Here is a 12,856-nt window from a genome sequence, read left to right on the forward strand (position 1 = left end):
CCCGGGCGCCCCGTGCCGGGCACGCGGTCCGGCAGTGCGGTGGGGGTCATGTCGCGCTGCGTTCGCTGGCCTCTCGGAGGTCTCGTTCCGCCGCCCGGCTCTGCGCCGTGTCGGGCTGTCCGACCGTCGTGCCGGGGCGGCCCGCGCGGAGCAGCTCGCGCCAGTGCTCGCGGCTCCAGTCGGCCGGCCTGGTGGTGCTGACGAACTCATCGACGAGGGCGAGGAAGCGCGCGGGGTCGCTGTGGAAGGGGAAGTGACCCGCGCCCTCGAAGATCTCCAGACGGCTGCCCGGCATCGCCTGGTGCGCCCCGTACGCGTGCCGCACCGGAACCACGCTGTCGCGGTCGCCCCAGAGCAGCATCGTGGGCATGCCCTGGGTCAGATAGCAGCGGTCGAGCATGGTCACCGCCTGACCACGCCAGTCGACCACGGCCCGCAGGGTGCGGATGAACACGCTGCGGGACATCTCGTCGGGCAGCGCGTCCACGAGGTTCAGCAACTCCGGGGCGTCCTGGCCGACATCGGTGTCGAGGAGTCGCATCAGGCGCAGGAACAAGCCCAGTTGAAGGCGCATGCCGGGCAGCCTCAGCGTGGAGAGCATGAGGTAGGAACCCGGCAGCGACACCACCCGCAGTACGGGGTTGACCTCGCCGCCGACGCCGCCCGTGCTGACCAGGATCAGCCGTTCCGTGCGCTCGGGGAACTGGTAGGCGAACTGCATCGCGACGCCGCCGCCGAGCGAGTGCCCGACCAGCGTGGCGGACTCGATGTCGAGCGTGGTGAGCAGATCGCGCACCCCGTTGGCATACGCGGCCACCGAGTAGTCGGCCCGCGGCTTGTCCGACGCTCCGTGACCGAGCAGGTCCGGCGCGATCACCGTATGCGAGCGGGCAAGGTCGGGGATCAGCTCGGCCCAGGTCGCCGAGGAGTCGCCGATGCCGTGGATGAGGACGAGCGCGGGGCCCTCGCCGGCCATGCGGTAGGCGCGGCGGTAGCCGTGCACGACACGGTGGTGCAGGCGCACTTCTCCGTCGCCCACCGAGCGCAGCCGCAGGTTGCGCCGCGGACGTCGAGGCGGTACGTCGGCCACGGGCTCACCTCCTGTTCCCAGGCCGCCGTAAAGGCAGCTCACAGGCCTCCGCGAAGGAGGCCCCAGCTCTCCTCTCCAGCCTAGGGCGCTCGTCCCACAAGGGATTTCCGTGAGGTTTCGCCCCCGCTAAGCGGGCGAGCCTCCAGGGACCGAAAGGGGATTGTCAGTGCCGGACGGCAAGCTGGGGTCGGGGAGTGCCATGCACCGCTTCGACCAGCCGACCCAGGGAGGGCCGTCCGATGCCGACCGCCGTACTGACCGACCACGAACGCGCCGCCGTACAGGCCTATCTACGTCTCCTCCATACCGTTCGAGCCACTTTCGACGGCACTTTCGACGGTACACCGGACGGGCCTCGACCACCCGTCGTGCCGCCCTCCGCACTCGCCGAGGCGGAGCAGGCACTGGCGGCGGCCGGGCTCGCGGGCAACGAGGAGGAGTTCTTCCGGCTGCTGCACAGCTGGTGTCCGGAGCCCGGAGGCCGCCCGGCCTGAGGCTGTCAGCCGCGGACGGCGTGGGGCACGGCGACGGCCGTGGCGACCAGGCCCCGCCGGATCGTCCAGCGCCCGTCGAAGCTCTCGATCCGCCGCCCGCCGACCAGCGGTCCCGGCACGAGGAGGTCGGCGCGGAAACCGCCGGACCGGGCGGGGCCCCACGCCCCTGCACCCTGTCCCTCAAGATCTTTCTTCTCGAGACTACTCCGCCCGCCGCGACCCCGCCCGTCGAGACCCCTCCGCTCGACGCCGCTGTCCGTGAAGAGCTCGATGTCCGCCTCGAAGAATCCCAGCCACTGCCCGGTGAGGGGGAACCACGCCTTGTAGACGGACTCCTTCGCGCTGAACAGCAGCCGGTCCCAGTGCACGGACGGGTGCCGCACCGCCAGCCCCCGCAGACGGTCGCTCTCCGTGGGCAGGGCCACTTGTTCGATGACGTCCTCCGGGAGCTCCTCGTGGGTTTCGGCGTCGATGCCCAGGGAGGCGAGGTCGGTGGCCCGGGTGAGGGACGCGGCGCAGTAGCCGGGGCAGTGCGTCATGGTGCCGATCAGCCCGGAGGGCCAGACGGGCGCTCCGCTCTCGCCGCGCGGGACCGGCTGCGCGGGCACGCCGAGCTTCTCCATGGCCCGGCGGGCACACGCCCGCACGGCGGCGAACTCAGCACGCCGCTTGGGCACGAACGGCGCCGCCTGAGCCGCTTCCTCGGGGTACAGCGTCGCGTCCCCGGCCGCGTCGTCACCGAGTGCTTCCACGGTCACGACCGAATCCGGGAGCAGCTCCTCGATCACCGGTTTCGACCTCCATCGGCAGTATGCGGCGCAGGGTTCCCGGCGGGCCCGAGCGGGCGCGCCACTCGCGGGGGTATCCCACCGAGACCTCTTCGAAGCGGACACCCTCGTGATGGGTGGTCCGCGGGATGTGGAGATGACCGTAGACCATGACCTCGACACGGAATCGGCGGTGCCAGTCGGCGGTCAGCCGGGTGCCGCACCACATCGCGAACTCGGGGTAGCGCAGGACGTCGGTCGGGTGGCGGTCCAGCGGGTAGTGGTTGACGAGGACCGTGGGCAGGTCGTCGGGCAGTTCGGCGAGCCTGCGTTCGGTCTCGGCGACCCGGGCGTGGCACCAGGCATCGCGGCTCGGGTAGGGATCGGGGTGCAGGGTGACCTCGTCGGTGCAGATCACCCCGGTCTCCTGGGCGTAGGCCATCCCCTCGTCCTTGGTCGCGCAGCCGGGCGGCAGGAACGAGTAGTCGTAGAGCAGGAAGAGCGGTGCGACGACCGTGGGCCCGCCCGGCCCCTCCCATACGGGGTAGGGATCCTCGGGGGTCGTGACGCCCAACTCCCGGCACATGGCGACCAGATGCTCGTAGCGGGCGACGCCGCGCAGCTTCACCGTGTCCTTCGGATGGGTCCACAGTTCGTGGTTGCCGGGCGCCCAGATCACCTTGTCGAAGCGGCCGGCGAGTGTTTCGAGAGCCCATCGGATGTCGGCCACGGTCTCCGCGACGTCACCGGCCACCAGGAGCCAGTCGTCGTCGGACTCGGGGCGCATCTTCTCCACCAGGGCGCGGTTCTCCGCGTACCCGATGTGCAGGTCACTGATGGCCAGCAGGTTTCCATGTCCGCCGACCGTCGACCGCACCTGCGCCACCTCCGAGAAAACGAATGGAAACACAAGAACACATTCGCCCCCGTGGAACAAGAACGGCCCGCCCCAAGGCCAGATCCCGCGCATCGCGAAGGCCCGATCCCGCGCATCGCCAAGCCCTGATCCCGCACGTATCGCCAAGCCCCGATCCGGGGCGCAGCCAGGGCCGATCCACGGCATCCGAGTGCCCGCGATCGCCTTCTCCGGGAATCCGTAACACGCCTGTAGCGTCACACCCGGCCCGCGCCCCTTATGATCGCCCCAACACGACCGTCTTGAACTTCTTTTGGCGTCCGGCGGTTTCGTGTACCTCCCTCTCCCCTGGCCGGGCACGGCCTGCTTCGCTGTGCCCGGGAACCGTGAAAGGCGGCCTGCATGGGTTCTCGCGTACGCGTCTGGCTCAACCGCACGTACGCGGAGAACGTGTTCTTCATGGATCAGCTGCGAAGTAATCCGCAGCTCCGTCCGGTCGAGATCCATGCCACGCACGGCGATCCCGACTCTCCCGTACTGGCCGCGGCCGACACCGCGGCCATGGAGCCGGAGGGCCTCTCCCCCGCCGCGTACGTCGAGTACGCCCTCGACCAGTGCGCCCGCCACTCCATCGACGTGTTCGTGCCGGTCCTGCACCAGTCGGCGATCGTGGCGCATCGCGCCGAGTTCGCCGCGATCGGTACGGCCCTGCTGGCGCCGCCCGCCGAGGCGGTGGCCGTCTTCCAGGACAAGGCCACCGCGTACCAGGCGGTCCAGGCGGTGGGCGTGCCGGTGCCGCCGTGGTGGCGGGTGCGCACCGAGGAGGAGCTCCTCGTGGCGGTCGAGGCGCTGGAGGCCGCGGGTCACAAGGCCTGCTTCAAGCCGGCGGCGGGGGCGGGCGGGGTGGGCTTCCGCGTCATCACGCGCGCCCCCTTCTCACTCGCGCACCTCAACGGATTTCCGAGTCCGTATGTGCCGCTGAGCCTGGTCCAGGACGCGCTGCGGGAGGCGGACGAACCCGTCGACTGGCTGGTCATGCCGCTGCTGGGGCAGCCGGAGGTGTCCGTCGACTGCCTCACCGGGCCGGACGGCCGGGTCCGCATGGCCGTGGGCCGCACCAAGAACGGGCGCCGCCGCGGCTTCACCCTCCACCCCTCGTGGATCGAGCCCGCGCGGCTGCTCGCGGAGGCGTTCGGGCTGCACTATCTGACGAACATCCAGTTCCGGATGTACGGCGACGAGCCGGTCCTCATGGACGTCAACACCCGTCCGGCGGGCGGCCTGCACCAGCTCTCCCAGTGCGGCATCAACGCGCCGTGGGCCGCTGTGCAGTTGGCGCTCGGCGAGGAGCCGGGCGAGGTGGTACCGCCGCTGCTCGGGCAGGACTACACCGTGGTCTCGGGAACCCGTCCCGTGCGTCCGATGTCGGTTCCGCAGCAGCGGACCGACGTGCCCACCCCCACGCCCACCCCCACGCCCGCATCCACGCTGCCGGCCGTGCCCGCCCCCGCCACGGAGCCCGCCCCCACCGGCGCACCCACGGCGGCCATCGCGCCCGCGTAGACACACTCCGCCCACACTCCGCCCACCGGTCTGGACCAATTCCCGCTCAGCACCTTGACAGCGGGATTGGTCCATACCAACTTGGTTGCGCACCCCTCAGCACTCCCGAACACCCCCATTTCTTCAGGGAGATCGTGTGCGCATCACAGACCTCGGACGTTCCAGACGTCGTTTCCTCGCCCTGCTCGGCACCGCCGCCCTGGCCCTGGCCGGCGCGGTCGCCCTCCCCACCACGGCCCAGGCGGCCAACATCCTGCCCAACCCCGGCTTCGAGTCGGGCAGCCTCTCCCCCTGGTCATGCACCGGGAACCTCGGCTCGATCGTCACCAGCCCGGTGCACGGCGGCACCAAAGCCCTTGCGGGAGCCGCGAGTTCGAGCGACAACGCCCAGTGCAGCCAGACCGTCACGGTTCGGCCGAACACGACGTACAGCCTGTCGGGCTGGGTGCGCGGCAACTACGTCTACCTCGGCGTCGACGGCGGCGCCTCGACCTGGACGACCTCCCCATCGGCGTACAGCCAACTCACCCTGTCCTTCACCACTGGTGCCGCGCAGACCAGCGCCCGGATCTACACGCACGGCTGGTACGGGCAAGGCACCTACTACGCGGACGACATCAGCCTGGACGGTCCCGGCGGCGGCTCGGACACGCAGGCGCCGACCACGCCCACGAACCTGACCTCGACCGGCAAGACCTCCTCCAGCGTGTCGCTGTCGTGGGGCGCGTCGAGCGACAACGTCGGCGTGAGCGCCTACGACATCTACAGCGGCTCGAACCAGGTGCTCAGCGTGTCGGGTACGAGTGCCACGGTCAGCGGGCTGTCGGCGAGCACCTCCTACACCTTCACCGTGAAGGCGCGGGACGCGGCCGGGAACGCCTCGGCGGCCTCCAACGCCGTGAGCGTCACGACGAACGCGGGCGGTGGCGGCGACACCGGCTTCAAGCAGGCGGCGCCCTACCTCTACCTCGGCTGGGGCGACCCGCCGAGCGCGACCTCGGTGATGAGCTCCACCGGGATCAAGTGGTTCACGATGGCGTTCATCCTCTCCTCGGGCGGCTGCAACCCCGCCTGGGACGGCTCGCGCGCGCTGACCGGCGGCAATGACCAGACCGTCATCAACTCGATCCGCTCCGCGGGCGGCGACATCGTCCCGTCGATCGGCGGCTGGAGCGGCAACAAGCTCGGGCCGAACTGCGCGACACCGGAGGCGCTGGCGGGCGCCTACCAGAAGGTGATCGACGCGTACGGGCTCAAGGCGATCGACGTCGACATCGAGAACACGGACGAATTCGAGAACGCGACGGTCCAGGACCGGATCCTGAACGCCCTGAAGATCGTCAAGGCGAACAACCCGGGCCTGCGCACGATCATCACCTTCGGCACCTCGACGACCGGCCCGAACTACTGGGGCGGCCGCCTCATCGACCAGGCCAAGGCCCTGAACGCGAACATCGACGTGTTCACGATCATGCCGTTCGACTTCGGCGGCGGTGCCGACATGTACGGCAACACCGTGGGCGCCACCGAGGGGCTGAAGACCAAGCTGAAGTCGGCCTTCGGCTGGGACGACGCCACGGCCTACGCCCACATCGGTATCTCGGGCATGAACGGGCTCAGCGACCAGCAGGAGTTGACGAGTCCGGCGATCTGGACCCAGATCCGTGACTGGGCGAACTCCCACCACATCGCCCGGCTCGCCTACTGGTCGGTCAACCGCGACCGGCCCTGCCCCGGCGGCGGCGTGGTGAGCAACTGCTCCGGCATCAGCCAGAACACCTGGCAGTTCACGTCCATCACAGCCGGGTTCACCGGCTGACGCGCACGGTGCGGGGGTGCCCGGTCCTCAGCCGGCCGGGTATCCCCATGCTCGCGCCAACTCAGCGAGCCTGGGTGGGAGTTCGAGCCCGGGATCGGCGCTGCGGGCGGGCTGGACACGGCCCGACTTGATGGTCTTGCTCCAGTCGCCGAGCTGGGGGCGGAAGGTGCCGTGGTCCTGGGAGCCGTAGTCGAGCATGGTGCTCTCCCAGGGGACGCCGAGGTAGTCGCACAGGCCGCGGGTGATCCGCTCGGGATCGGCGGTGAGCTCTTCGTACGTGATCACATGGGCGTCGTCGAGGCCCTGGCGGGCCTCTTCCAGCTTCTCGCTGTAGTTGAGGACCTCGCGGCGAATACCCTCGTGGTTGGGGTTGGCGCGACGGTTGGTGAGGGAGCTGATCACCGCGGCCGGGTGGCGGAGCAGCACGATGAAGCGGGCGTTCGGCCAACATCGGTGCAGGCGCGGCCAGACGAGTGTGTTCGGCGGGGTCTTGTCCACGATGATCTGCTTGCCGCTGCGGCTGAGTTCGAGGTGCAGCAGCCGGTCCCACAACGTGTGCTCCAGCTCGTCCTTGTCGAGTTCGAGCGCCTGCATGGCGGCCGCGGTGAAGTCGCGGGACATGGTGACGTGGAGAGTGCGCAGATGCATCTCGTGCGGGGCGCGGATCTGGCTGTGGCTGTTGAGCAGCACCCGCAGCAGGGTCGAGCCGGAGCGCACGGAGGAGAGCACGAAGACGGGCGAGTCCACCAGACGCGGGGCGCACGGGGCGACGTACTTCCGCTCCTCAGGGGCCTTGGTAGGGGTCCGGGGTGACGGCACGGTGTCCAGATCCCGCCGCGGCGGGCGCACGGCTTCCGCCACCAGCCTCCCCCGACGCTTCAGGCCCTTGCTGATCGCGGACATACGCGGGTCTCGCACCGTGACACCTCTCTCTCGACTCCCCCGCATCACAGGGGTGACAAGCGAACTTCAGGTGTCGGGTAGGGAACGAGCCGTGGTCACGGCAGGCGCCAAACCTGCCGTGACCAGGCGCTTTACCACTTCCTTAATTCTTCATGGGAAGTGCGGTCGGTCAGTTCTTCCGTACGGCCAGTCGCAGCGTCTGCACCTCGAAGGGGCGCAACTCAACCGGGACCGCGTCCCCGTCCGTGTCCGCCGCCGCCAGCGGACGCTCCAGGAGGTCGGTCACCTGGGCCCCCGCGAGCGGGAAGCCCGTGCGCAGGGTGCCCCGGGCTCGACCGCCGCGGGACTCGTAGAGGCGTACGACGACATCGCCCGAGGCGTCGTCGGCGAGCTTGACCGCCTCGACCGTGACGCCCTCGCCGTCGACCGAGACGACCGGCCGCGCGGGACCCGCGGAATCGGCCACCCGCAGCGGCAGATTGAGCGCGTAGCCCTCCGCGACCGCGTCCTCGATACTCGCTCCGGGCAGCAGCGAGTACGTGAAGCGGTGCTTGCCCTGGTCGGCCTCGGGGTCGGGCACGCGCGGGGCGCGCACCAGGGACAGCCGGACGGTCGTCGTCGTACCGCCGTCCTCGCGGACCGTGCGGGAGACGTCGTGACCGTACGTCGAGTCGTTGATGACCGCGACGCCGTAGCCGGGCTCGGCGATGTGCACCCAGCGGTGGCCGTAGACCTCGAACCGGGCCGACTCCCAGCTGGTGTTGGTGTGCGTGGGGCGCTGGACGTGGCCGAACTGGATCTCCGCGGAGGAGTGCGGGGCCCGGATGTCCACCGGGAAGGCGGCCTTGAGGATCTTCTCCGCCTCGTGCCAGTCGATCTCCGTCTCGACGTCGATCCGGCGGCTGCCCGCCCGGACGGTGATCGTCTGCGTGATCCGCGAGCCCTTGCCGAAGGCACGCTCCACCTTCAGGGCGCCGAGCAGCGGGCCGTCCTCGACGACCGTCACGGACTCGGCGTCGAGCAGGTCCGTGTAGCGGTTCTTGTAGTGCTTGTCGATGTCCCAGGCGTCCCAGTAGTTCGGGAGGTCGCTGTGCAGTCGCAGCAAGTTGCCCTTGTCGGCGAGGACTTCGCGATCGGCCGTCAGGTCCCGTACGGAGGCCAGGGTGCCGTCCTCGGCCAACTCGACACGGACGAGGCCGTTGTCGAGGACGCGGCCGCTGACGGTCACCGGCCGCGCGGGCTCGCCCGTGCCGAGCGGGGCGCTGCCGTTCGCGGGGACCTCGGCGTACATCGGGATGCCGACGGACGTACGGACCACCTCGGCGCGGTCGACCGGGCTGGTGTTGAACACCCGGGTCTCGCCGGTGCCGAGCGCGGCGACGGCCTCCGCCGTGAGCGCCTCGACCTCCGTCGCCACCCGTGCGTACTCCGCCTCCGCCTCACGGTGCACCCAGGCGATGGACGAGCCCGGCAGGATGTCGTGGAACTGGTGCAGCAGCACGGTCTTCCAGAGCCGGTCGAGCTTCTCGTACGGGTAGGAGTAGCCCGGCACGTGCAGCGCGGCGGTCGTCGCCCACAACTCGGCCTCGCGCAGCCGGTGTTCACTGCGCCGGTTGCCCTGTTTGGTGCGGGCCTGTGAGGTGTAGGTGGCGCGGTGCAGCTCCAAGTACAGCTCGCCCGACCAGACCTGGTCCTTGGGGATCTCCTCGCGGGCGGTGGCGAAGAAGGCGTCGGGGTGCTCGACGCGGACCTTCGCCGAGCCCTCCAGGTTCGCCAACCGGCGGGCGCGCTCCATCATTTCGCGGGTGGGGCCGCCGCCTCCGTCGCCGTGCCCGAAGGGGGCCAGTGACGTCGTACCGCGGCCCTTGTCCTGGTAGTTGCGGACGGCGTGCGCCATCTCCTTGCCGGAGAACTCGACGTTGTAGGTGTCGACGGGCGGGAAGTGCGTGAAGATGCGCGTGCCGTCGATGCCCTCCCACCAGAAGCTGTGGTGGGGCAGCTTGTTGGTCTGGTTCCAGGAGAGCTTCTGGGTCAGGAACCACTCGTTGCCGGCGAGCTTGGCAAGCTGCGGGTAAGCCGCGTTGTAGCCGAAGGAGTCCGGCAGCCAGACGCCCTTGGTCTCGATGCCGAAGTGCTCGATGAAGAACCGCTTGCCGTGGATGAGCTGGCGGGCCAGCGCCTCGCCGCCGGGCAGGTTGCCGTCGGCCTCCACCCACATGCCGCCGACCGGCGCCCAACTGCCGTCGGACACGGCCTTCTTGATGCGCTCCCACACCTGCGGATAGTTGTCGCGCACCCACTCGTACTGCTGGGCCTGCGAGCAGGCGAAGACGAACTCTTCGTACTCCTCGGCGAGCGCGGTGACGTTCGAGAAGGTGCGGGAGGTCTTGCGCTTGGTCTCCCGGATCGGCCAGAGCCAGGCGGAGTCGATGTGCGCGTGGCCGACGGCGGACAGGGTGTGGGCGCTGGCGTGCGCGGGCTTGGCGAGGGTCGGCGCGAGTACCGCGCGGGCGGCGGCGGCCGTCCCGGAGATGTCGTCCAGGTCCAGCGCGTCCATCGCCCGGTCCAGCGCGGTCATGATCTCGTGGCGGCGCGGGTCGAGCTCGGCGAGCTCCAGCATCAGCTCGCGCAGCACCTGGATGTCAAGGTCGAGGTGCCAGACGTCCTCGTCGAGGATCGCGATGTCCGCGCGCTTGAAGGTGTAGAGCGGCTTGTCGCCCGCGGTGAGGCGGTCGCCGAGCGGGGTCGGGGCCGCGAAGTCGTTGGCGAGGATGTCGGGATTGGAGGCCGCCTCGACCAGGTAGTGGATCTCCTCGCCGCCCGTCGCGGGGTGGGCGATCGGCACGTACTGGTTCTGTGGGTTGACCGCCTTCAGCGGCACCCCGTCCGGCAGGTGGACGAGCGCCTCGGCCTGGTTGCCGGGCCAGTCCCCGACGAAGCCGAGATCGAAGACGGCCTCGACGCGCTTGCCCGCCCAGTCCTGCGGGACGGACCCGCGCATCCGGAACCAGGTCGTACCCCAGGGCGGCCCCCAGGGGGTGTCCATCGCGAAGGGCTTGTACGGCGCCGCGGCCGCCTCCGCGAAGGGGACCGGCTCGCCGGGCGCCTGCCAGGCCTCGACCTCGAAGGGCACCGAGGTGGCGTGGACGGCGGGCTTGATGCGCTGGTCGTGGACGCGTGCGACGCGCTCCTCGATCCGGCGGCGTTCGTCGTGCATAAGAGTCTCCAGAAAGGTGGAAAGCGCTTACTTAAGGTACGCCAGGCCAGGGTGGACCGAGGTGTATCCGTCGACCAGCCTGCGGGCCACGTTCACGGAGTCCACGAGCGGATGCAGGGCGAAGGCCTTCACGGCGGTCGTGCGCGCGCCGGACTCGGCCGCGGACAGGACCTCGCGCTCCACCGCCTTGACCGAACACACCAGCCCGGTGGCGTGGTCGGGCAGCGGGGCGACGGCGACCGGGTGGGCACCGTTGGCGTCGACGAGGCAGGGCACCTCGATGACGGCGTCCGCGTCGAGCACGCTCAGCGTCCCGCGATTGCGGACGTTGAGGATGAGCGTGGTGCGCTCGTCGCGGGCGATGGCCCGCATCAGGGCCAGCGCCACCTTCTCGTAGCCGCCGGAGAGGTCGTCGGCGTCGCGTTCGCCCGCGCCCGCCGCGTCCCGGTTCTCGGCCATGTAGGTGGCCTCGCGTTCGGCGCGGGTACGGTCCCAGGCGGTCAGCGCGGCGGCCTCCGGGCGCTTCATCTCCTCGTAGAACCGGTCCTGCTGGTCGTGCAGGAACGCGCCGCGCGTCTTCTCCGCCTGCTGGTAGGCGCGGACCGTTTCCCGGTTGAAGTAGTAGTAGTGCAGGTATTCGTTCGGGATGGCGCCCAGGGACTGGAGCCAGTCGACGCCGAAGAGCTTGCCCTCCTCGAAGGAGCCCAGCAGCTCGGGGTCGGCGAGCAGGCGCGGGAGTTCGTCGCGGCCCGCCACGCGCAGCCCGCGTACCCAGCCGAGGTGGTTGAGGCCGACGTAGTCGATCCACGCCTCGCGGGGGTTGGCGCCCAGCACCGTGGCGATCCGGCGGCCGAGGCCGACCGGCGAGTCGCAGATGCCGATCACACGGTCGCCGAGGTGGCGGGACATGGCCTCGGTGACCAGGCCGGCCGGGTTGGTGAAGTTGATGACCCAGGCGTCGGGGGCGAGCCGGGCCACCCGCCGCGCGATGTCGACGGCCACGGGGACCGTGCGCAGGCCGTACGCGATGCCGCCGGCGCCGACCGTCTCCTGGCCGAGGACGCCCTCGGCCAGGGCGACCCGCTCGTCCGCCGCGCGCCCTTCGAGGCCGCCGACGCGGATCGCGGAGAAGATGAAGTCGGCGCCGCGCAGGGCGTCGTCGAGATCGGTGGTGCAGGACACCTCAGGGGCGTCCGGGTCCCCCGCCGCCTGTTCGGCCAGTACGCGGGCCACGGCCGTCAGGCGCGCCGCGTCCACGTCGTGCAGCACCACATGGGTGACGCGGCCCTCGGCGTGGTCCCCGAGGAGCGCCCCGTACACGAGCGGCACGCGGAAACCGCCGCCACCGAGAATCGTCAGCTTCACGCCGTATCCGCCTTTCCTGTCACGACCACTTGCACGCCCGCTTCTTCCAACGAGGACCGCGTCGCCGGGTCCAGCGGGCCGTTCGTCACCACCACGTCGAGTTCCTCCGGCCCGCAGACCCGCGCCATGCCCGTACCCGGGAACTTCGCGCGGTCGGCGAGCAGGACGACCTTGTCGCCGGCCTCGATCATGGCGCGCTTGACCGGCACCTCGACGACGGTGGTGTCCATCACCTGCCCGCCGGGCCGCACCCCGCTTGTACCGAGGAAGAGCCAGTCGGCGTGCAGTTGCCGCAGGTTGTCCTCGGTGAGGAAGCCGACCAGGGAGCGGTACTCGCGGCGGACCATGCCGCCGAGCAGCACCAGCTCTATGTCCTCGTCGTCCACGAGCTCCTCGTAGACCACCAGGTTGCTGGTGATCACGGTGATCCGGCGGCCGTGCAGCTGCCGGGCCAGCCGGTAGGCGGTGGTGCCGATGTCCAGCAGGACGGACTGGCCGTCCTGCACCATCGACGCGGCGTGCGCCGCGATGGCGTCCTTCTCGGGCACGCGGACCTCGGCGACCTCGGCGAAGGGCTGGTCGCCCTCCTCCACGACCGCGCCGCCGTGCACCCGCGTGAGCAGGCCTTCCTCCTCCAGTTTCAGCAGGTCACGGCGGACCGTGGCGGGGCTCACACCCAGCTGTTCGGAGAGATCGGTCACGGCCGCGGGCCCGCCGGAGCGCAGGGCCCGCAGGATGAGTTGATGTCGTCGCTCTGCCAGCACACCGTGAACAGTACTCGT

Annotated in this window: 10 protein-coding genes; 3 read left to right on the forward strand and 7 right to left on the reverse strand. The window is 70.4% G+C overall.

Annotation, left to right across the window (positions count from 1 at the left end; translation table 11 throughout):
- Positions 1 to 46 precede the first annotated feature (46 nt).
- Positions 47 to 1,090, reverse strand: coding sequence for an alpha/beta fold hydrolase (locus tag ACX28W_RS00290; protein WP_458996700.1), 1,044 nt, complete (start codon positions 1,088 to 1,090; stop codon positions 47 to 49).
- 239 nt (positions 1,091 to 1,329) lie between these two features.
- Between ACX28W_RS00290 and ACX28W_RS00295 the strand changes: the two genes are divergently transcribed.
- The gene (locus tag ACX28W_RS00295; protein ID WP_458996701.1) at positions 1,330 to 1,584 is read left to right on the forward strand and encodes a hypothetical protein; all 255 of its coding nucleotides are present in this window, start codon (positions 1,330 to 1,332) and stop codon (positions 1,582 to 1,584) included.
- Between the two features lie 5 nt (positions 1,585 to 1,589).
- On the opposite strand, the gene ACX28W_RS00300 is transcribed toward ACX28W_RS00295, so the two are convergent.
- Together ACX28W_RS00300 and ACX28W_RS00305 are read right to left on the reverse strand one after the other, a co-directional pair.
- Positions 1,590 to 2,372, reverse strand: coding sequence for a 4'-phosphopantetheinyl transferase family protein (locus ACX28W_RS00300; protein WP_458996702.1), 783 nt, complete (start codon positions 2,370 to 2,372; stop codon positions 1,590 to 1,592).
- Complete coding sequence (locus tag ACX28W_RS00305; RefSeq protein ID WP_458996703.1) at positions 2,320 to 3,228, reverse strand: metallophosphoesterase family protein; 909 nt, start codon at positions 3,226 to 3,228, stop codon at positions 2,320 to 2,322. The genes ACX28W_RS00300 and ACX28W_RS00305 overlap by 53 nt, the downstream gene beginning before the upstream one ends.
- A gap of 381 nt (positions 3,229 to 3,609) precedes the next feature.
- On the opposite strand from ACX28W_RS00305, the gene ACX28W_RS00310 reads away from it, so the two are divergent.
- Together ACX28W_RS00310 and ACX28W_RS00315 are read left to right on the forward strand one after the other, a co-directional pair.
- The gene (locus ACX28W_RS00310; RefSeq protein ID WP_458996704.1) at positions 3,610 to 4,770 is read left to right on the forward strand and encodes an ATP-grasp domain-containing protein; all 1,161 of its coding nucleotides are present in this window, start codon (positions 3,610 to 3,612) and stop codon (positions 4,768 to 4,770) included.
- A 136-nt stretch (positions 4,771 to 4,906) separates the two neighbouring features.
- Entirely contained in the window at positions 4,907 to 6,589 is a 1,683-nt protein-coding gene (locus ACX28W_RS00315) for a carbohydrate binding domain-containing protein (protein WP_458996705.1), read from the forward strand.
- 27 nt (positions 6,590 to 6,616) lie between these two features.
- On the opposite strand, the gene ACX28W_RS00320 is transcribed toward ACX28W_RS00315, so the two are convergent.
- The 4 genes from ACX28W_RS00320 to ACX28W_RS00335 all read right to left on the reverse strand — a co-directional run bounded on the left by ACX28W_RS00320 (position 6,617) and on the right by ACX28W_RS00335 (position 12,838).
- A complete protein-coding gene (locus tag ACX28W_RS00320) occupies positions 6,617 to 7,507 on the reverse strand; it encodes a sulfotransferase family protein (RefSeq protein ID WP_458996706.1) in 891 nt (296 codons plus the stop codon).
- A gap of 154 nt (positions 7,508 to 7,661) precedes the next feature.
- Complete coding sequence (locus tag ACX28W_RS00325) at positions 7,662 to 10,709, reverse strand: alpha-mannosidase (RefSeq protein ID WP_458996707.1); 3,048 nt, start codon at positions 10,707 to 10,709, stop codon at positions 7,662 to 7,664.
- A gap of 27 nt (positions 10,710 to 10,736) precedes the next feature.
- Positions 10,737 to 12,074, reverse strand: coding sequence for a 6-phospho-beta-glucosidase (locus ACX28W_RS00330; RefSeq protein ID WP_458996708.1), 1,338 nt, complete (start codon positions 12,072 to 12,074; stop codon positions 10,737 to 10,739).
- Positions 12,071 to 12,838: a DeoR/GlpR family DNA-binding transcription regulator gene (locus tag ACX28W_RS00335; RefSeq protein WP_458996980.1), complete on the reverse strand. Its 768-nt coding sequence runs from the start codon at positions 12,836 to 12,838 to the stop codon at positions 12,071 to 12,073. The genes ACX28W_RS00330 and ACX28W_RS00335 overlap by 4 nt, the downstream gene beginning before the upstream one ends.
- Between the last annotated feature and the right edge of the window lie 18 nt (positions 12,839 to 12,856).

It is taken from the genome of Streptomyces sp. SD15 (genome assembly GCF_054462255.1).

Coding starts and splice junctions, on each gene's coding strand:
- ACX28W_RS00310 (WP_458996704.1), top strand. CDS start 3,610: ATGGGTTCTCGCGTACGCGTCTGGCTCAACCGCACGTACGCGGAGAAC.
- ACX28W_RS00295 (WP_458996701.1), top strand. CDS start 1,330: ATGCCGACCGCCGTACTGACCGACCACGAACGCGCCGCCGTACAGGCC.
- ACX28W_RS00325 (WP_458996707.1), bottom strand. CDS start 10,709: ATGCACGACGAACGCCGCCGGATCGAGGAGCGCGTCGCACGCGTCCAC.